Origin of the sequence: Rhodovulum sp. DZ06, assembly GCF_050586345.1 — a bacterium.
In the GTDB taxonomy this organism is placed as follows: domain Bacteria; phylum Pseudomonadota; class Alphaproteobacteria; order Rhodobacterales; family Rhodobacteraceae; genus JBOCEF01.
Genome location: NZ_JBOCEF010000060.1, coordinates 7,105 through 23,778 on the forward strand (window position 1 = coordinate 7,105; position 16,674 = coordinate 23,778).

Sequence of the window (16,674 nt, forward strand, 5' to 3'; positions counted from 1 at the left end):
TCGGCTCCTCGGCTCCTCGGCTCCTCGGCTCCTCGGCTCCTCGGCTCCTCGGCTCCTCGGCTCCTCGGCTCCTCGGCTCCTCGGCCGGGGAGGGAGATGCCCTTCACGAAAACGGGGTGTCGGACGCTTCAAACAGGCGCCTGCACCGGGACGGGCGCGCGGCGGCGCAGCCGACGCTCCGGGCGCGAACGGGGGCGGCCCCCCTGAGCGGACGGATCCCGCCCCGAAGCTGGGGGAGCGTGCGACCCGCGCCTTGCTGCGCTGCGCTTGCGCGGCGGCGGCCCGCCCACCCGGGCGCGAATGCGCCCTTCCCCCAGTCCCTTGGCGCATTGCGCCCTTCCCCCGGCCTCGTGGCGCCCTCGCGCCCCAATCGCATCCGCACAAACGAAAACCGCGCCCCGGTTCCCCGGGGCGCGGTTTCTTCATCCAGTGCCTGCGCCTCAGCCCGCGCGGCGCAGCCGTTCGGCGTGGCGGGCGGCGAGGATCGAGACCGGGGCGTCCTCGCCCCTCTCCGCGAAACCCCACTGGTAGCGGCCCGCCGCGGCGCGGGCGGCCTGGGCGTAGTTCTCCACCCCGGCGCGCTCGGCCATGCCCTCGGGCAGCTCGATCTCGTCGAAGCCGACCCGGGCGGCGAAGAAGGCCTGGTCGGGGATCAGCGGGCCGTGGGCGCGCAGGATCCCGGCGTAGCCCGCTGCGCGGACCCGGCGGGCGAGCGAGAAGAACCGCCCGTCATTATAGGCCGGGAAGCACAGCTTCAGGATCGGGGCGCCCGCGGCGGCCGCCGCTTCCAGCGCCGCGGCCTCGGCGCCCTCGGCATGGCCCCAGGCGCCGATCTGCGCGCCCTCGGCGGCGCGGGCCGACGCGGCGGCCCAGGCCTCGGCCGGGACGATCAGCGCGCCGGTCAGCGGCGCGTCGCCCTCAAGCCGGGGATCGTCGGCGGCCAGGGTCTCGTAGTCATCCGCCAGCACGGCGCCGTCACGCAGCAACGTCATGGAGAGCCTCCTTGAACGCATCCGGCCCCAGCCGGCGGCAGGTCTGCAGGAACGTCTCGTCCGCGGTCTCGCGGACGGACAGGTAGCGGTCCACCAGGCGCTCGATCGCCGGGCCGACTTCCTCGGCCGAGAAGCCGGGGCCGGAGCGCTGCCCGAGGCTCGGCGTCTCGGTGGCGTCGCCGCCGAGGGTGATCTGGTAGAACTCCTCGCCCGCCTTATCGAGGCCGAGGATGCCCACGTGGCCGACATGGTGGTGGCCGCAGGCGTTGATGCAGCCGGAGATCTTGATGGCCATCGGCCCGATCTCCTGCTGGCGCTTCGGGTCGGCGAAGCGGGTCGACAGGTCCTGCGCGATCGGGATCGACCGGGCGGTCGCCAGCGCGCAATAGTCGAGGCCGGGGCAGGCGATGATGTCGGTGATCAGGCCCTTGTTCGCCTCGGCCAGCCCCTTCTCGGCCAGCGCGACATAGACCGCGTGCAGCTCGGAGAGCGGCACGTCGGGCAGCACGATGTTCTGCTCATGCGTGATCCGCATCTCGCCGAAGCCGTGACGCTCGGCGAGGTCCGCCACCAGGCGCATCTCCTCCGAGGTCATGTCGCCCGGCTCGCCGCCCGTGGGCTTCACGGTGACGGTGACGGCGGCGTAACCCGGCACGCGGTGCGCCATGGCGTTGCGCTTGATCCAGGCGTCGAAGCCGGCATCGGCGGCGCGGGCGGCCTCGAAGGCCTCCGACCGCTCGGGGAGCTGGGCGTAATCGGGGGCCGCGAAATAGGCCTCGATGCGCTTCAGTTCCTCGGCCGCGACGGGATGAGACGCTTCCGGGGTGCGGGCGTATTCGGCTTCGACCTCTTCCTTGAAGGCCTCGAGGCCCATCTCGTGCACCAGGATCTTGATGCGGGCCTTGTACTTGTTGTCCCGGCGGCCATGCAGGTTGTAGACGCGCAGGATCGCCTCGAGCCAGCCGAGCAGGGCGGCCGAGGACACCCATTCCTTGATCACCTTGCCGATCATCGGGGTGCGGCCCTGGCCGCCGCCGACGATGACCTTCCAGCCGATCTCGCCTTCCGGGCCGGGCGCGGCCATCAGGCCGATGTCGTGGTAGTAGACCGCGGCGCGGTCGGCGGTGGCGCCGGTGATGGCGATCTTGAACTTGCGGCCGAGATAGGTGAATTCCGGGTGGTCGGTGGACCACTGGCGGATCAGCTCGCCCACCGGGCGCGGGTCGATGTATTCATCCGCCGCGACGCCCGCGAAGGGGTCCGAGGTGACGTTGCGGATGCAGTTGCCCGAGGTCTGGATCGCGTGCATCTCCACCGCCGCGAGATCGCGCAGGATGGCGGGGATGTCGGTCAGCTTCGGCCAGTTGAACTGGATGTTCTGGCGCGTGGTCCAGTGGCCGTAGCCCTTGTCATAGGTCTCGGCGATCTGGGCGAGCTGGCGCATCTGCACGGCGTTCAGGGTGCCGTAGGGGATGGCGACGCGCAGCATGTAGGCGTGCAGCTGCAGGTACAGCCCGTTCATCAGGCGCAGCGGCTTGAACTCGTCCTCGGTCAGCGCGCCGGAGATGCGGCGCGCGATCTGGTCCTCGAACTGGTCCACCCGCGCGGCGACGACCGCGTGGTCGAATTCGTCGTAGCGATACATCTGTGTGTCTCCGTGCGCCGGGGAGGGGCGCGTTGGACTTGGGTCAGGCGGCGGCGGCGCGCGGCGCGGCGGAGTGGCGGGGCCGCAGGTCGGGGTTCAGCTTGCCCACGGTCGGCCCGTCGCGGCGGATCCGCTCGCGCCGGTGCGCGGGTTCGGCGCCGGCGTCGGTCACGATGACCTCCGAGACCTCGGGGCCGACCGCGATCCCGCCCTCGGCCTTCGCCCGGGCCAGCATCGCGTCCGCGTCGTCCGGCTGGCCGATGCGCGCATCGGCGATGTTCGTGCTCCAGCCCTCGGCGGACAGGTAGATCGTCTCGCCGGTCAGCAGGTGGTTGGCGGAGACGATGACGGGGCGCTTGATCCGGGCCATGTGGGGGCTCCTTGCCGGGTGGGGGGCGCGGTCCCGACTGGTCAGCGCCCCGGTTTCATGCCATGTCAGGTGGCAGAATGTTCCGGTTCGGGCAAGGAAACGCCCTGTGGCCGCGAACGATGTTTCGGAAATGGCTTCAGGGGTGAACGTATGGTCTCCGACAACGCCGACGGGCGAAACGGGTCCGGGCTGGACGACGCGGATCGGGCGATTCTGCGGGTCCTGCAGGCGGACGCGTCGCTGAGTCTCGAGCGCGTGGCCCGCAAGGTGGGGATGTCCAAGACGGCGGTCTGGAACCGCATCCAGCGCCTGCACGCGGCGGGGGTGATCCTGCGGCACACGGTCATCCTCGACCCCGCCAAGGCCGGGATCCCCGAGACGTTCTTCATCTCGGTGCGCACCAACCAGCATGACGCCGGCTGGGCCGAGAAGTTCGAGAAGGCGGTGCAGGAGCTCGACCAGATCACCGAGGCGCACCGGCTGGCGGGCGAGATCGATTACCTGCTGAAGGTCCAGGTCGAAAGCACCAAGGCCTTCGACGCCTTTTACCAGGAGCTGATCGGGCGCATCTCGCTCTACTCCGTCAGCTCGGCGCTCTCGATGCAGGTGATGAAGCGCGGCGGGCCGCTGGCGGTGTGATCACAAGGGGGGGGCGCGGGCGGCTTCAGGGCGCCTCGCGCAGGAAGTCGCCCGCCGCCCAGCCCTCGGCCCCGGTCGCGCGGGTCACGCGGCACCAGCGGCGGCTTTCGGCGATGCGGCAGCCGCGATTGGTCACCACCTCGCCGTTCGCCAGCGCCCCCGCGACCGGCGCGGCGGCCGAGGGCAGGGCGCGCAGGTTCAGCGCCCCGCCCCGGGTCCGCACCTGCCAGCGGTCCGGCCCGCCCTGGAGGCCGTCGGCGTAATCGCCCTTCACGACGTCCCGGAGATCCCCGGTCACCTCGACGGTCAGGGTGTAGTCCGACCGTTCCCCGCGCCGCGCCGCGCTGCGCATCATGTAGACGGTGATGGTGTAGCTCCCCGACAGCGGCAGTTCGGCGTCGAAGCGGTTGAGGTCGGGGACCCTCTCGCCGGTCTGCCCCGAGACGGCCAGCGCCTCGTCCCCCGGCCCGTTCCCGGGCGCGTAGACGTTGAAATAGGTGGCGAGGTTGGAGGGGGAGAGGCTGACGGCCATCCGCTGCCCGCCCTCGGCCATCACGCGATAGGCGACGGACTCGCGGCCGGTGATGGCGTCCGTGATCACGGTCTCCGTCGCGCCGGGCGCGAAGGTCACGGTTTCCGAACGGATGTCGCTGGCGGAGGCGGGCGCGGCGGCGAGAAGGGCGAGGGCGATGAGCAGGCGCATGGGCGGTTTCCCTTTCGTGGCTGCACCGAGCATGGCCGGGCGATGCGGCGGGGGTGAGGCGGAGGGGCGCCGGGGCGAAGAGGCGCCGCCGCTCAGCGTCCCCGCGGCCGGTAGGGGACCAGCTCCGGCATCGCGCGCTTCATGAAGGCGTCGAACAGCGGCACGGTGAAGGCCGTCTCGCCATGCCGCTGGCTGTAGATCATGCCGATCTCGATCAGGTGTTTGCGCACCGGGCCCAGCTGGGTCGAGGACGCGCCCAGCACGGCGGCGATCTCGCCCGACCGGTGCGGGCCGGGGCCGAGCTCGGCCATGCCGCGCATGTAGACCTGTTCCCGCTCCGTCAGACGGTCGAAGCGCGAGCGGAAGAAGGTCGCGTCGAGATGGGCGATGATCTCCGGGTGACTGTCATGGACGACCGAGGCCGGGATGGGAGAGGTTTCGGCGTTGTCCCAGGCGAATTTCCCCCAGATCTGCAGGAAATACGGGTAACCGCCGGTGACGTCGTGGATCGCCTCCAGCGCCTCGTCCGAGAAGGCGGCGCCCGCCCGCTCCGCCGGTTCGGCGATGGCGCGGAAGGCGGCGTCGCGGTCGAGCGCGCTGATCAGCGGATAGTCGAACAGCCGTTCCGAGTAGGATTTCGCATCCCCCGCCAGCGCCGCGATCTGCGGCAGGCCGGCGCCGACCAGGATGAAGGGCAGGCCCTGCTGCGCCGCCTCGTGGCAGGTGCGGACCAGCGCGGCCAGCTCCTCGGTCCCGAGATACTGCACCTCGTCGATGAACAGGCCCAGCGCCGACCCCTCGTCCTTCGCGGCCTGCGCGGCGGCGAGGAGGAGTTCGGGCACGTCCCGCTCGATATCGCCGGAATCGGCGATGGCGTCGGGGGTCATGCCGAAATCGAACCCCTCGTATTTCACCCGGAAGGCCGAGGCGAAGTTGCGCAGGGCGGTCCCGGCGGTCTCGAGCGCGTGGCCCGCCTTCTTGCGCAGGCTGATGCGGCGCAGGACGACGCGCAGTTCGGGCACGAGATTGGCGGCGAGCTGCCCGCCCTCGGGCGCCTCGAAGCGCAGGGTGTGGAAGCCCTGCGCCTTCGCCTCGTCATGGAGGGTGTTGAGCAGCACCGTCTTGCCGACGCCGCGCAGGCCGAGCAGCATGAAGTCGCGCGCGTGGAGGCCGTTCCTGGTGCGGGCGAAGGCGATGCTTGCGCTTTCGACGACGGCCTGGCGCCCGGCGAGTTCGGGCGGCTTCACGCCGGCGCCGGGGGCGTAGGGGTTCAGGCGAGGATCCATCGCGGTCTTACCCGGATTATCAAGTTTATGAGGGGCTGATAAACTTCATAAACTTGGTAAGGCGGGTGGAGCAATGGGGTCGGGGGTGATGTGCGGCTTTCGCTGCTGTGGCGGCATCTGGGGCGGGGATGCCGGTCTGGGCGGTGGCAGGGCTGGGGGGCTGCTCATAGCGTCCGAGTGTTGCCCTCTGGACTCGGCGAGTCATTACGTAACGTTAATCTTTTTCGTTTATTGCGTTTGCGGGGTGATGCGATAGATGATGAGAGAGCAGCGTAGCGCCCCAAAGATAAGAGGGACGCGCTGCGAACCTTGGGGAGCAAGCCATGACCAGCACCACCGCACACGCGACCTTGGAGCGCGTGCCATCCGATATTGATAGGTCCACTGCAAACTCACTGCGGCAGGTCATAGCCGCCTGTCAGGGAGTGGACGGGTCCAGCCGTCTGGACATTGTTGATGCCGACCGTGGCACGCAAACGGTTGCGCTCAGCCCTGCGCTTTCTGAAGCGCTGCTCTCACTGCTGCGTATCGTCGGATCCGGGCATGGATGCCGCTTGGTTCCCATGGAGACAATGCTGACGACGCAACAGGCGGCGGACATTTTAAATGTTTCCAGGCCGCACTTTGTTAAACTTCTTGAGGACGGCGAGCTTCCGCACACGAAGGCTGGGCGTCATCGAAGAGTCAAGGCTGAGGACGTGTTTGCTTTCAAAGAGCGCCGTGATAGAGAAACTGAACAGGCTCTGTACGATCTGGTGGAGTACGACGTGGAGAAGGGATACTATTGAGTGTGCTTAGCGATCCGTTTGGAGTGGTTATCGATGCAAACATTCTCTACGGTGCGTTTGAGCGTGACATTTGCCTTTCACTCGCTGCGGCAGGCTATTTTCGACCCTTCTGGTCGGAGAGGATCCTCGATGAGTTTGAGCGAGCATTTGCGAACAGACGGAATGACTCTGAGGGTGCGCTGCGGCAACGCGCGGCAATCCAGAGGGCTTTCCCTGGCGCTTTAACCCCTGCTGCGGCATGCTTGCCGTCTATCAACCTACCGGACCGCGACGATGTCCATGTTGTACATTGCGCCATGTCGGCAGGGGCGCAGTTGATCGTGACGGAAAATCTCAAAGATTTTCCCAAGGATACTTTGAGGCCGATTGGAATAGATGTTGTTGGTTTTGATGCGTTCTTGGCTGACCTGGTTGATTTGGATCCGCGCCAGACGGTTGTCGTGCTCCGCAAGATGCGTACACGCCTTAAGTGTCCTCCGTTGACGGCATCTGAGTTCATTGCGAGACTTGAGTCTCGCAACTATATGTTGGCTGCTGACGTGCTTATCCCATACGAAGAGTTTCTTTGATTCGAACGGACGCAGCGATTCGGCAACGGAAAGAGGCGGCGGTAATATTCAAGGTGCCCCTCACCCCATCCGCGCCTTCCGCAGCCGCTCGAAATCATCCCCGGCGTGGTAGCTCGACCGCGTCAACGGCGTCGCGCTGACCATCAGGAAGCCCTTGCCCCAGGCCGCTTTCTCATAGCTCTTGAACTCGTCCGGGTGGACGAATTTGGCCACCGCGTGGTGCTTGGGCGTCGGCTGCAGGTACTGGCCGATGGTGATGAAATCCACGTCGGCCGAGCGCATGTCGTCCATGACCTGAAGCACCCCCGGACGCTCCTCGCCCAGCCCCACCATGATGCCGGACTTGGTGAAGATCGTCGGGTCCAGCTCCTTCACCCGCTGCAGAAGGCGCAGCGAGTGGAAGTAGCGGGCGCCCGGGCGGACCTCGTGATAAAGGCCCGGAACCGTCTCGAGGTTGTGGTTGAACACGTCGGGACGCGCCTTCACCACCACCTCAAGCGCCTCCGGCCCGCATTTCAGGAAATCGGGCGTCAGCACCTCGATCGTCGCGTCCGGGCATTTGCGGCGGATGGCGCGGATGGTCATGGCGAAATGCTCGGCGCCGCCATCGGCGAGGTCGTCGCGGTCGACGGAGGTGATCACGACGTGGTTGAGGCCGAGCTTGGAGACCGCGTCGGCGACCTTCCCGGGCTCGAACGGGTCGAGCGCGTCGGGGCGGCCGGTGGCGACGTTGCAGAAGGTGCAGCCGCGGGTGCAGATCTCGCCCATGATCATCATGGTGGCGTGGCCCTGGGACCAGCATTCGCCGGCGTTGGGGCAGGCGGCCTCGGAGCAGACGGTGGACAGCCCGTGCTCCTTGATCACCTTCGAGGTGTCCATGTAGCCCTTCGAGCCGGGCGCCTTGACGCGGATCCAGTCCGGCTTGCGCAGGAGGGGGGCGTCGGCGCGCTTCTGCTTCTCGGGGTGACGTTCGGCCCGGTTCTTGATGTCGCGCTTGCGCGGGGCGTCGGCAGCCTCGGGGGCGGCCTCGGGCGCGGCGGCGAGGGGGGCGGAATCGTCCATGGGTGCGGTCCTCCGGGCGTTCCCGGGGCGGGCTGGCCCCGGCCGTCCTGCCGTCATGTGGCGCGAAAGGCGCGGATGGGCAGGGTTTCGCAAGGTTCTGCGCCCGGGCGGGGGGCGGAGTCAACGCGGCGCGTGGCGCGCGGATCACTTCGCAAGATCGCGTCGCAAGGCGGGGCGGGCCGGTACTTTCCGCACGCGCCCCGCCCCGTCTTGCGCAGCGATCAGCCGAGGCCGCGGGCGGCGAGGCGGCATTTCTGGTTGGCCTGCATCTCCTCGGCCCCGACCGCGAACACGGCGTCCGGGCCGCCCTCGCCGGGGGCGGGGTTGGAGATCCGGGCGCGCAGCGTGGCCTTCGCCTCGTCCGACGCGGCGGTCTTCGCGGCCTTCGCCGCCGCGGCGTCGCGGGCGGTGAGCGCGGCGGTGAAGGGCCGCCCGGCGAGGTCGGCGTCGGAGTTGATCTGCACCGCGGTCATCGTCGCGCGGGTCTGCAGCTCGGGGTACAGGCGGCTGACGTTCAGCAGCGCCTGCGCGACCTCGAGCAGCCGGGCCTCGTTCGCGGCGCAGGCGGTCAGCGCGTCGGTCGGCATGTCCGCCAGCTCGGCCTGGGCGACCGGGGTCTCCAGCGCGGCGCGGCTGTCGATCAGCAGGTCGCCCGTGGGTTTGTAGGCGGGCGCGGCCTGGGCGGCGGGCGCCGGGGCGGCGGGGGCCGGTTTCTTCGCGACGGTCCCGGACTGGCAGCCCGCGAGGGCGAGGACGGCGGCGGCGAGAATGGCGGTGCGCATGGGGCGGATCTCTCCCGTGGGCCCGGTCTGGGCTGAATGTCGTGTGAACGGATCTGTGCGGCCTGCGGGGGCGACTGGCAAGGGGGTCTGCGCTCCGGCGCCGCGCAATTCCCGCCCGGATCGCCCGGCTGGACGAAACGCGCCCCCGCGCCACCTTGCCGTGCATGGTTCAGATGAGTTCATTGCCCGGGGGCTACCGCGCCCTCGTCCTCGGCGCCTCGGGCGGCATCGGGGGCGCGATTCTGGCGGCGTTGCGGGCCGATCCGCGCTGCGGTGACGCGGTCGGCCTGTCGCGCAGCGCGGACGGACTCGACGTGACCTCGGACGCGGCGATGGCGCGGGCGGCGGCGGATGCGGCGGAGCGGCTGGGCGGGCCGCTGCACCTGCTGGTCTGCGCGACGGGGATCCTCGCGCCCCCCGGCAAGGGGCCGGAGAAGGCGCTGTCCCGCGTCACCCCCGCCGCGATGGCCGAGGTCTTCGCCGCCAACGCCATCGGCCCGGCGATGGTCTTCAAGCATTTCGCGCCGCTGTTGCCGAAACGTGACCGGGGGCTGGTCGGGGTGCTGACGGCCCGGGTCGGGTCGATCGGGGACAACCGGATGGGGGGATGGACCTCCTACCGCGCGGCCAAGGCGGCGGCGAACCAGGTTGTGCGCACCGCGGCGGTGGAGCTGTCGCGCACCCGCCCGCGGACCGTGGCGCTGGCGCTGCATCCCGGCACCGTGCGCACGCCGTTCACCGAAGGGTACCAGGAGGGGCGGGACACGCTGTCCCCCGACGAAAGCGCCGCGCGGCTGCTGCGCATCCTCGACGGCGCGCAGCAGACGGGGCGGTTCGTCGCCCATGACGGCGGCGAGGTCCCGTGGTGAGGGGGCTCAGCCCGGCTTTCGCGCGATCATGAAGATGCCGAGCGCCTTGTTCGGCCGCCAGGCGTCCTCGATCACGAAGCCCGCATCCGTCATGGCCCGCTTCACCTGCGCCTCGGAGACGTAGTTCACCGGCGGCGCCTTGCCCACCAGCTTCAGCGCCCAGATCAGCGGCCGGGCCCAGAGCAGCCGGTCCCCCAGCGTGACGGTCGAGGTGACGAACACGCCCCCGGGTTTCGTCAGCGCGAAGGCGCGGGCGCAGGTCTCCGGCACGTCCGGGACCAGCTGCAGGATGTTCAGCCCCAGCACGGCGTCCCAGGCCGGGCCGTCGCCCGCCCGGTCCTCGAGCGTCTCGACGGCGAACTCCACGTTCTCGACGCCCGCGGCCGCGGCCTTCTCGCGGGCGATGGCGATCATCTCCCCGGCGATGTCGCCTGCCCGGTAATGGGCGACATGGGGCGCGTGTTCAAGCGCGGTCGACCCGGTGCCGCAGCCGAATTCCAGCGCCCGCGTCCCGGGCGTGAACAGCGCCTGGGTGCGGCGCAGCTTCTCGCGATACGCGGCCTCGTCGCCGATGGGGCGGGCGGCGTATTTGCGGGCGATGCGGTTCCAGAAATCGGCCTGGGAAACGGGCATGGGAAGGACTTTCCGTTCGGGTCAACTTGTTCCCAGATGGGGATGGATCGGCCCGGGGGAAGGGCGCGGCGGGACTCGCGCAAGAAAAAAGGGCCGGGGTCCCCAAACCCCGGCCCTGCCCTGTTCCGCGTCGGCGGCGGCGCTTACCAGTCGACTTCGAGCATCCTGGCCCGGTGGTCGGCGGCGGAATGGCGCGCGGCGCGGGGGAAATCGGCATTCAAGCGAAAGAAACGGATCAAACGGCACATCTGTAAAAGCCTTCGTCTGGGGCGGCGCCGGGAGGGTGCGCCGCCTCTGTGACGACAGGTATGCGCGATTCGCCGTGACAGCCGTGTGACAAGTTCGGGCGGCCGCGCCTCACTCGGACGGGGTCGGCGCCGGGGCGCGGCGGCCGGTGATCGGGCCCGAGACCTTCACCCCCGGCGCCGCGACGGGCACGCAGCGGTGGATCACCCGCGCGGCGGCGACCGGCCCGGCGGCGTCGGGATCGGCCGCCGCCGCCGCCGCGGCCTCGGACGACGGGGCCATGAGCATCGCCACGCAGCGGCTGCGCATGGGCGCGAACCAGGCGAGGTTGCCCAGGTGATAGCGCCGCTCCACCGGGTTCTCGCGTACGCCCCGGCGCAGGCTGACGAAGCCGGGCGAGGACGGGTTGAAATCGGGCAGCGGCGCGCGCGCGCGGCGGGCCTGTTCGCGCACGAAGAAGATGCTGTCCGCGATCGGGTCGCCCGCGCCCGCGTCGTTGAACGCGCCGCCGCTCAGCCGGTTGACCAGCCAGCCCAGCGTGCCGCCGGTGCGGGTCTCGATCCCGGTGTCGATGCCGAGGGCGATGTTGGCATAGGCCACCTGCTTCTCGGCCCGGGCGCAGTCCTCGACCTGCTTGTCCGAGAGGCGGGAGACGGGGAAGAAGAACGGGCCCCCGGCGGCGGCCTCCCCCGCGCCGGCGGGGACGGGGGCGGGGACGGCGGCCCCGCCGGCGCGGGCGGTGGCGATGTTGGCCTCCAGCGCCGCGGCGGCGTCGGCGGGGCCCGAGAGCCCGGCGCGCATCGCCGCGACATTGGCCTCGGTCGGGCCGTGCGTCGCCGGGTCCACCCCGCGCCGCCGGGCCTGTTCGGAGAGGAAGGGATGCGGGTCCGCGGCGGCGGCGGGCCCGGCCGCGTCGCCCGCCTCGCGTCCGGTCGCGGCCCGGATCACGCCGCGCACCACGTCGAACAGCCCGCTGCGTTCGGCGACCGGCGCGGCGTCCGAGGGCGCGGGCGCGCCCGTGGCGCGGGCATGGGCGATCACCCACAGCTCGTTCGCCGCGCAGATGTCGAGGGTGGCGGCGTCGAGCGCGCCCGGTCCCTGCACGGCCCCGGCGTGAGCCCCGGCCCCGGCGTCGGCGCGGACCCCGGCGCTGGCCTGGGCGGCGGCGGGCCCCGCTGCGAGGGGCGCAAGGAGCGGCAGCGCGAGCGCGGCGCGGCAGGCAATCAGGAAACGCCTGGCGAACTCGCCCCGCAGCAGGAACTGAATACTTGGGAACGGCGGAAGCCTGCCACGGCTGGTGCGCCGCACACAAGAAATATCCCCCGCCGCGATGGCCTGCGACGGGGGACGTATCTGTAATGACTAGGAATTTTCGTCGCAAAGGTCTGAAGCGGTCCGCGCGCGGCGGCCCGTGCGCCTCTTGTGCCCGCATTTCGCGACAGGCTGATGACGGCGGGCGCAAAAAAACCGGCCGGGGGTCGCCCCCCGGCCGGTTCCGCATCCCACCGAGGGGGGCGGCTTACTTCACGACGTCCAGCAGGGCGTCCATCGAGGCCTTGGCGTCGCCGTAGAACATCCGGGAGTTCTCCTTGAAGAACAGCGGGTTCTCGATGCCCGAGTAGCCGGTGCCCTTGCCGCGCTTGCAGATATAGACCTGCTTGGACTTCCAGACCTCCAGCACCGGCATGCCGGCGATGGGAGAGTTCGGGTCGTCCTGGGCGGCGGGGTTCACGATGTCGTTCGCGCCGATGATGATCACGACGTCCGTGTCGGGGAAGTCGTCGTTGATCTCCTCCATCTCCAGCACGATGTCGTAGGGCACCTTCGCCTCGGCCAGCAGCACGTTCATGTGCCCCGGCAGACGGCCCGCGACGGGGTGGATGGCGAAGCGCACCTCCTTGCCCATGCCGCGCAGGCGCTTGGTCAGCTCGGACACCGACTGCTGCGCCTGGGCGACGGCCATGCCGTAGCCCGGGACGATGACGATGCTGTCGGCGTCGAGCAGGTTCTGCCCGATCGCGTCGGCCTTCGCCTCGATCATCTCGCCGTCGATCTCCTGCGCCGGGCCGGACTCGCCGCCGAAGCCGCCGAGGATGACCGACACGAAGTGACGGTTCATGGCCTTGCACATGATGTAGGACAGGATCGCGCCCGAGGAGCCGACCAGCGCGCCGACCACGATCAGCAGATCGTTGCCGAGCGAGAAGCCGATCGCCGCCGCGGCCCAACCCGAGTAGGAATTGAGCATCGACACGACCACCGGCATGTCGGCGCCGCCGATGCCCATGATCAGGTGATAGCCGATGAACAGCGCCGCGAGGGTCATCAGGATCAGCGGCAGCAGCCCGCCGGTCGAGGCGTACCACACCAGGCAGATGGCCGAGAGGCCCGCCGCCGAGGCGTTCAGCATGTGCCCGCCGGGCAGCTTCTTGGCGGCCGAGGTGACCTTGCCCGCCAGCTTGCCATAGGCGATGACCGAGCCGGTGAAGGTCACGGCGCCGATGAAGATGCCGAGGAACAGCTCGACATTCAGGATGCCCAGCTCGACCGGCGTCTTGTGCGCCAGCAGCGCGGCGAAGCCTTCGAGGTGATGACGCGCTTCCTCGTCCATCCCGGCGACGCGGGTCGCCTCGACATGGGCGTTGTAGCCGACGAACACCGCGGCCAGGCCGACCAGCGAGTGCATGGCGGCGACGAGCTGCGGCATCTCGGTCATCTGCACGCGCTTGGCGACGATCCAGCCGATGACGCCGCCCGCGGCGACCAGCAGGATCGACAGCCACCACAGGCCCGAACCCGGGCCGATCAGCGTGGCGATGACCGCCAGGCCCATGCCGAAGATGCCGTACCAGACGGCGCGCTTGGCGCTCTCCTGGCCCGAGAGGCCCCCGAGCGACAGGATGAAGAGAACCGCGGCGACCACGTAGGCCGCGGTGGAAAGTCCGTAATCCATGATCCCGTTCTCCCCCTTACGACTTCTGGAACATGGCGAGCATGCGCCGCGTCACCATGAAGCCGCCGAAGATGTTGATCCCGGCCATGAAGACCGAGAGGGCGGCGAGGATGATCACGATCGCCGAGCCGGACCCGATCTGCATCAGGGCGCCCAGGATGATGATCGACGAGATCGCGTTGGTGACGGCCATCAGCGGCGTGTGCAGCGAATGCGCGACGCCCCAGATCACCTGGAAGCCGATGAAGACCGACAGCACGAACACGATGAAGTGCTGCATGAAGCTCGCCGGGGCCACGAGGCCGACCGCCAGCAGGGCCGCGCCGCCGATGGCGAGCAGGGTGACCTGGCTTTTCGTCTGCTTCTTGAACGCGGCGATCTCGGCCGCCCGCTTCTCTTCGGGCGTCAGCTCGGGCGCCTTCTCCTTCGGCTTCTGGGCCGCGATGGCCTTCACCTTGGGGGGCGGCGGGGGGAAGGTGATCTCGCCGTCATGGGTCACGAGGGCGCCGCGGATCACGTCGTCCTCCATGTTCACGAACGGGGTCCCGTCCTTCTCCGGCGTCAGGTCATCCATCATGTGACGGATGTTGGTCGCGTAGAGGGTCGAGGACTGGGTGGCCATCTTCGACGGGAAGTCGGTGTAGCCGACGATGGTCACGCCGTTCTCGGAGACGATCTTCTCGTCCATCACCGTCAGGTCGCAGTTGCCGCCCTTTTCGGCGGCGAGGTCGACGATGACCGAGCCGGGCTTCATCATCTGCACCATGTCCTCGGTCCAGAGCTTCGGCGCGGGCCGGCCCGGGATGAGAGCGGTGGTGATGACGATGTCGACGTCGGGGGCGAGCTCGCGGAACTTCTCGAGCTGCTTCTCGCGGAACTCGGGCGAGGAGGGGGCCGCGTAGCCGCCCGTCTCGGCGCCGTCGGTCTGCGATTCCTCGAAGTCGAGGAACACGAATTCCGCGCCCATGGATTCGATCTGCTCGGCCACTTCCGGCCGCACGTCGAAGGCCATGGTGATGGCGCCGAGCGACACCGAGGCGCCGATGGCCGCGAGGCCGGCGACGCCGGCGCCGACGACCAGCACCTTGGCCGGGGGCACCTTGCCCGCGGCGGTCACCTGGCCGGTGAAGAAGCGGCCGAAGTTCGCGCCCGCCTCGATCACCGCGCGGTAGCCGGCGATGTTGGCCATCGACGACAGCGCGTCCATTTTCTGGGCGCGGGAGATCCGCGGCACCATGTCCATGGCGAGGGTCGAGAACTTCTTCTCGTTCAGCTTGGCCAGCAGCTCCTCGTTCTGGGCGGGCCAGATGAAGGAGATGAGGGTCTTGCCGTCGGGCGCGGCGTCGAGCTGCTCGAGCGTCGGGGCGCGCACCGCCACGATCACGTCCGCGGCGGCCCAGAGGGCGGCCTCGTCCGCGGCGATCTCCACGCCTGCTTCTTTATACACGTCGTCGCTGAAGCCCGCGGCCTCGCCCGCGCCGCTTTCCACGACGCAGTCATAGCCGAGCTTGTTCAGCCGCTGGGCGCTCTCGGGCGTCAGCGCGACACGCGCTTCGCCTTCGAACTTCTCCCTAAGGGCGCCGATCTTCATCCGGCCTCCTCCTGTTTCCTGTCCTGTCGCCCGGCCTTGCGGCGGCGGGCATCCGTTTCTTGCGCGCGGGGGACGCGGGCCCCCCGGCCTGTGTGGCGGCGGGGTCGCCCGCCGGTCCGGTCGCGCGCCGCGGAACCGCCGGGCGGGCCGGAACCCATGCGGCGCTGCAGCACGAGAGCGGATTTAGGCAATCCTCGCCCGTCATGTCCACCGCGTGCGGGCCTTCTGCGACCAAGGAAGCGGAAGGACGCGCGCGGCGTGCGGCGCAACAACTATGCGATTGAAGCGGGAGTTGCGACACAAAATTCCTCGCATACCGCTGTATACGTTCAATCGTAACAGATGACGCGACGCGGCCGCGAATGTATGATGCGCCCGCCACCGCCCCGGGGGACGAACCCCACCCCGAGGGGCGTTTATTTGGAACATCGTTTCGGATCGCGGTTCCATGCCGGGCCGCACGCCGCTCCTCACGGGGCCGTGCGCGGCGTCGCGGCACGCCTCGACGTAGCCGTGGCGCGGGTGAAAACCGCCCGCCCGCGACCCCAAGACGCACCGTGCGCGCCGGCTTCCCCTCTCCGCCGCGCGCCGTAATGACAACACGGGAGAACGCAAATGACGCTCCGCGCCATCATCTTCAACGTGAACGGCACCCTGGCGGATACCGAGCCGCTGCACCTGCGCGCCTTCAACCGCGCTTTCCGCGACGCCGGGTTCGACTGGGTGTGGGACGACGCGACCTATGCGCGGCTGCTGTCGGTCGAGGGCGGGCTGCCGCGGATCCGCGCCTGGGTGGAGGAGCACCATCCGCGCGACCTGGCGGCGCTGGAGAACGCGGGCACGCTGGAGGCGCTGCACGCCGCGAAGTCCGATCTCTACCTGCGCAAGCTCGAGGCGAACGGCGTGCCGATGCGCCCCGGGGTGATGCGCCTGATTCGCGACGCGGCCTCGGAAGGGGTGAAGCTGGGGGTGGTCACCACCTCGAGCCGGGAGAATTTCGAGGCGCTGATCCTGAACTCGATGGGGTTCGAGGCGCTGGACTGGTTCGGCGCGGTGATCACCGGGGATGACGTGAGCGCGCTGAAGCCGGACCCGGAGGGCTACGTGAAGGCCTGCGCGGCGCTGGGGGTGGACCCGGCGGACGCGGTGGCGATCGAGGACGGGCCGCGCGGCGTGACCGCGGCGGCGGCGGCGGGGATGCGGGTCATCGCCTGCCCGGGCCGCGCCTCGCCCATGGCGCCGGTGCCGGGGGCGGCGATGACGCTGACCGACCTTGGCGAGCCGGGGGCGCCCTTCGACGTGATCGCCGGGGACCCGGGGCACTGGTCCTATGTCAGCTGCGAATCGCTGCGCGCCTGGTTCACCGACGAGGCCGCCGCGGCCTGAGCGCGGCGCGCCAAGTGAAGGCCATCGCGGGGGGGGGGGGGGGGGGGGGGGGGGGGGGGGGGGGGGGGGGGGGGGGGGGGGGGGGGGGGGGGCGGGGGGGGGGGGGGGGGGGGGGGGGGGGGGGGGGGGGGGGGGGGGGGGGGGGGGGGGGGGGGGGGGG

16 protein-coding genes are annotated in these 16,674 nt (G+C 70.0%); 5 read left to right on the top strand and 11 right to left on the bottom strand.

The window, feature by feature from the left end:
* Positions 1–440 precede the first annotated feature (440 nt).
* From ACQ5SO_RS19155 to ACQ5SO_RS19165, 3 genes are read right to left on the bottom strand one after another with little or no spacing between them, the layout of a single operon-like run.
* Positions 441–992, bottom strand: a complete 552-nt coding sequence (locus ACQ5SO_RS19155; RefSeq protein WP_430943251.1) for a DUF934 domain-containing protein — start codon at positions 990–992, stop codon at positions 441–443.
* A complete protein-coding gene (locus ACQ5SO_RS19160) occupies positions 976–2,637 on the bottom strand; it encodes a nitrite/sulfite reductase (RefSeq protein ID WP_430943252.1) in 1,662 nt (553 codons plus the stop codon). Before ACQ5SO_RS19160 ends, ACQ5SO_RS19155 begins: the two co-directional genes overlap by 17 nt.
* A gap of 43 nt (positions 2,638–2,680) precedes the next feature.
* Complete coding sequence (locus tag ACQ5SO_RS19165) at positions 2,681–3,007, bottom strand: DUF2849 domain-containing protein (protein WP_430943253.1); 327 nt, start codon at positions 3,005–3,007, stop codon at positions 2,681–2,683.
* A 150-nt stretch (positions 3,008–3,157) separates the two neighbouring features.
* On the opposite strand from ACQ5SO_RS19165, the gene ACQ5SO_RS19170 reads away from it, so the two are divergent.
* Positions 3,158–3,646 carry an Lrp/AsnC family transcriptional regulator gene (locus ACQ5SO_RS19170; protein WP_430943254.1) on the top strand — a complete coding sequence of 163 codons (489 nt, stop codon included), beginning with the start codon at positions 3,158–3,160 and terminating at the stop codon, positions 3,644–3,646.
* A 25-nt stretch (positions 3,647–3,671) separates the two neighbouring features.
* Here ACQ5SO_RS19170 and ACQ5SO_RS19175 read toward each other — a convergent pair whose 3' ends face one another.
* Both ACQ5SO_RS19175 and ACQ5SO_RS19180 read right to left on the bottom strand, forming a co-directional pair.
* Positions 3,672–4,349 carry an SH3 domain-containing protein gene (locus ACQ5SO_RS19175; RefSeq protein ID WP_430943255.1) on the bottom strand — a complete coding sequence of 226 codons (678 nt, stop codon included), beginning with the start codon at positions 4,347–4,349 and terminating at the stop codon, positions 3,672–3,674.
* A gap of 92 nt (positions 4,350–4,441) precedes the next feature.
* The gene (locus ACQ5SO_RS19180) at positions 4,442–5,635 is read right to left on the bottom strand and encodes an AAA family ATPase (RefSeq protein ID WP_430943256.1); all 1,194 of its coding nucleotides are present in this window, start codon (positions 5,633–5,635) and stop codon (positions 4,442–4,444) included.
* A 323-nt stretch (positions 5,636–5,958) separates the two neighbouring features.
* Here ACQ5SO_RS19180 and ACQ5SO_RS19185 point away from each other — a divergent pair, with 323 nt between their 5' ends.
* On the top strand, positions 5,959–6,423 hold the full coding sequence (locus ACQ5SO_RS19185) for a helix-turn-helix domain-containing protein (protein ID WP_430943257.1): 465 nt from the start codon (positions 5,959–5,961) through the stop codon (positions 6,421–6,423).
* A 2-nt stretch (positions 6,424–6,425) separates the two neighbouring features.
* Positions 6,426–6,992 (top strand): PIN domain-containing protein, encoded by a 567-nt coding sequence (locus ACQ5SO_RS19190; RefSeq protein ID WP_430943258.1) that lies wholly within the window; start codon positions 6,426–6,428, stop codon positions 6,990–6,992.
* 60 nt (positions 6,993–7,052) lie between these two features.
* Here the strand turns inward: ACQ5SO_RS19190 and lipA are convergent, their stop codons facing one another.
* Together lipA and ACQ5SO_RS19200 are read right to left on the bottom strand one after the other, a co-directional pair.
* Entirely contained in the window at positions 7,053–8,054 is a 1,002-nt protein-coding gene (lipA, locus tag ACQ5SO_RS19195; protein WP_430943259.1) for a lipoyl synthase, read from the bottom strand.
* A gap of 221 nt (positions 8,055–8,275) precedes the next feature.
* Complete coding sequence (locus tag ACQ5SO_RS19200) at positions 8,276–8,836, bottom strand: hypothetical protein (protein WP_430943260.1); 561 nt, start codon at positions 8,834–8,836, stop codon at positions 8,276–8,278.
* Between the two features lie 173 nt (positions 8,837–9,009).
* Here ACQ5SO_RS19200 and ACQ5SO_RS19205 point away from each other — a divergent pair, with 173 nt between their 5' ends.
* Complete coding sequence (locus ACQ5SO_RS19205; protein WP_430943261.1) at positions 9,010–9,705, top strand: SDR family NAD(P)-dependent oxidoreductase; 696 nt, start codon at positions 9,010–9,012, stop codon at positions 9,703–9,705.
* A gap of 6 nt (positions 9,706–9,711) precedes the next feature.
* On the opposite strand, the gene ACQ5SO_RS19210 is transcribed toward ACQ5SO_RS19205, so the two are convergent.
* The 4 genes from ACQ5SO_RS19210 to ACQ5SO_RS19225 all read right to left on the bottom strand — a co-directional run bounded on the left by ACQ5SO_RS19210 (position 9,712) and on the right by ACQ5SO_RS19225 (position 15,128).
* Positions 9,712–10,338, bottom strand: coding sequence for a class I SAM-dependent methyltransferase (locus ACQ5SO_RS19210; RefSeq protein ID WP_430943262.1), 627 nt, complete (start codon positions 10,336–10,338; stop codon positions 9,712–9,714).
* Between the two features lie 357 nt (positions 10,339–10,695).
* The gene (locus ACQ5SO_RS19215) at positions 10,696–11,688 is read right to left on the bottom strand and encodes a hypothetical protein (protein WP_430943263.1); all 993 of its coding nucleotides are present in this window, start codon (positions 11,686–11,688) and stop codon (positions 10,696–10,698) included.
* A gap of 415 nt (positions 11,689–12,103) precedes the next feature.
* Positions 12,104–13,537 carry an NAD(P)(+) transhydrogenase (Re/Si-specific) subunit beta gene (locus tag ACQ5SO_RS19220; protein ID WP_430943264.1) on the bottom strand — a complete coding sequence of 478 codons (1,434 nt, stop codon included), beginning with the start codon at positions 13,535–13,537 and terminating at the stop codon, positions 12,104–12,106.
* 16 nt (positions 13,538–13,553) lie between these two features.
* The gene (locus ACQ5SO_RS19225; protein WP_430943265.1) at positions 13,554–15,128 is read right to left on the bottom strand and encodes a Re/Si-specific NAD(P)(+) transhydrogenase subunit alpha; all 1,575 of its coding nucleotides are present in this window, start codon (positions 15,126–15,128) and stop codon (positions 13,554–13,556) included.
* A 615-nt stretch (positions 15,129–15,743) separates the two neighbouring features.
* On the opposite strand from ACQ5SO_RS19225, the gene ACQ5SO_RS19230 reads away from it, so the two are divergent.
* Positions 15,744–16,514, top strand: coding sequence for an HAD family hydrolase (locus ACQ5SO_RS19230; RefSeq protein ID WP_430943266.1), 771 nt, complete (start codon positions 15,744–15,746; stop codon positions 16,512–16,514).
* Positions 16,515–16,674: the final 160 nt, after the last annotated feature.

Bases quoted from the DNA above. Each gene is read 5' to 3' on its own strand.
- ACQ5SO_RS19155 (WP_430943251.1), bottom strand. From the start codon at position 992: ATGACGTTGCTGCGTGACGGCGCCGTGCTGGCGGATGACTACGAGACC.
- ACQ5SO_RS19160 (WP_430943252.1), bottom strand. From the start codon at position 2,637: ATGTATCGCTACGACGAATTCGACCACGCGGTCGTCGCCGCGCGGGTG.
- ACQ5SO_RS19165 (WP_430943253.1), bottom strand. From the start codon at position 3,007: ATGGCCCGGATCAAGCGCCCCGTCATCGTCTCCGCCAACCACCTGCTG.
- ACQ5SO_RS19170 (WP_430943254.1), top strand. From the start codon at position 3,158: ATGGTCTCCGACAACGCCGACGGGCGAAACGGGTCCGGGCTGGACGAC.
- ACQ5SO_RS19175 (WP_430943255.1), bottom strand. From the start codon at position 4,349: ATGCGCCTGCTCATCGCCCTCGCCCTTCTCGCCGCCGCGCCCGCCTCC.
- ACQ5SO_RS19180 (WP_430943256.1), bottom strand. From the start codon at position 5,635: ATGGATCCTCGCCTGAACCCCTACGCCCCCGGCGCCGGCGTGAAGCCG.
- ACQ5SO_RS19185 (WP_430943257.1), top strand. From the start codon at position 5,959: ATGACCAGCACCACCGCACACGCGACCTTGGAGCGCGTGCCATCCGAT.
- lipA (WP_430943259.1), bottom strand. From the start codon at position 8,054: ATGGACGATTCCGCCCCCCTCGCCGCCGCGCCCGAGGCCGCCCCCGAG.
- ACQ5SO_RS19200 (WP_430943260.1), bottom strand. From the start codon at position 8,836: ATGCGCACCGCCATTCTCGCCGCCGCCGTCCTCGCCCTCGCGGGCTGC.
- ACQ5SO_RS19205 (WP_430943261.1), top strand. From the start codon at position 9,010: ATGAGTTCATTGCCCGGGGGCTACCGCGCCCTCGTCCTCGGCGCCTCG.
- ACQ5SO_RS19210 (WP_430943262.1), bottom strand. From the start codon at position 10,338: ATGCCCGTTTCCCAGGCCGATTTCTGGAACCGCATCGCCCGCAAATAC.
- ACQ5SO_RS19220 (WP_430943264.1), bottom strand. From the start codon at position 13,537: ATGGATTACGGACTTTCCACCGCGGCCTACGTGGTCGCCGCGGTTCTC.
- ACQ5SO_RS19225 (WP_430943265.1), bottom strand. From the start codon at position 15,128: ATGAAGATCGGCGCCCTTAGGGAGAAGTTCGAAGGCGAAGCGCGTGTC.
- ACQ5SO_RS19230 (WP_430943266.1), top strand. From the start codon at position 15,744: ATGACGCTCCGCGCCATCATCTTCAACGTGAACGGCACCCTGGCGGAT.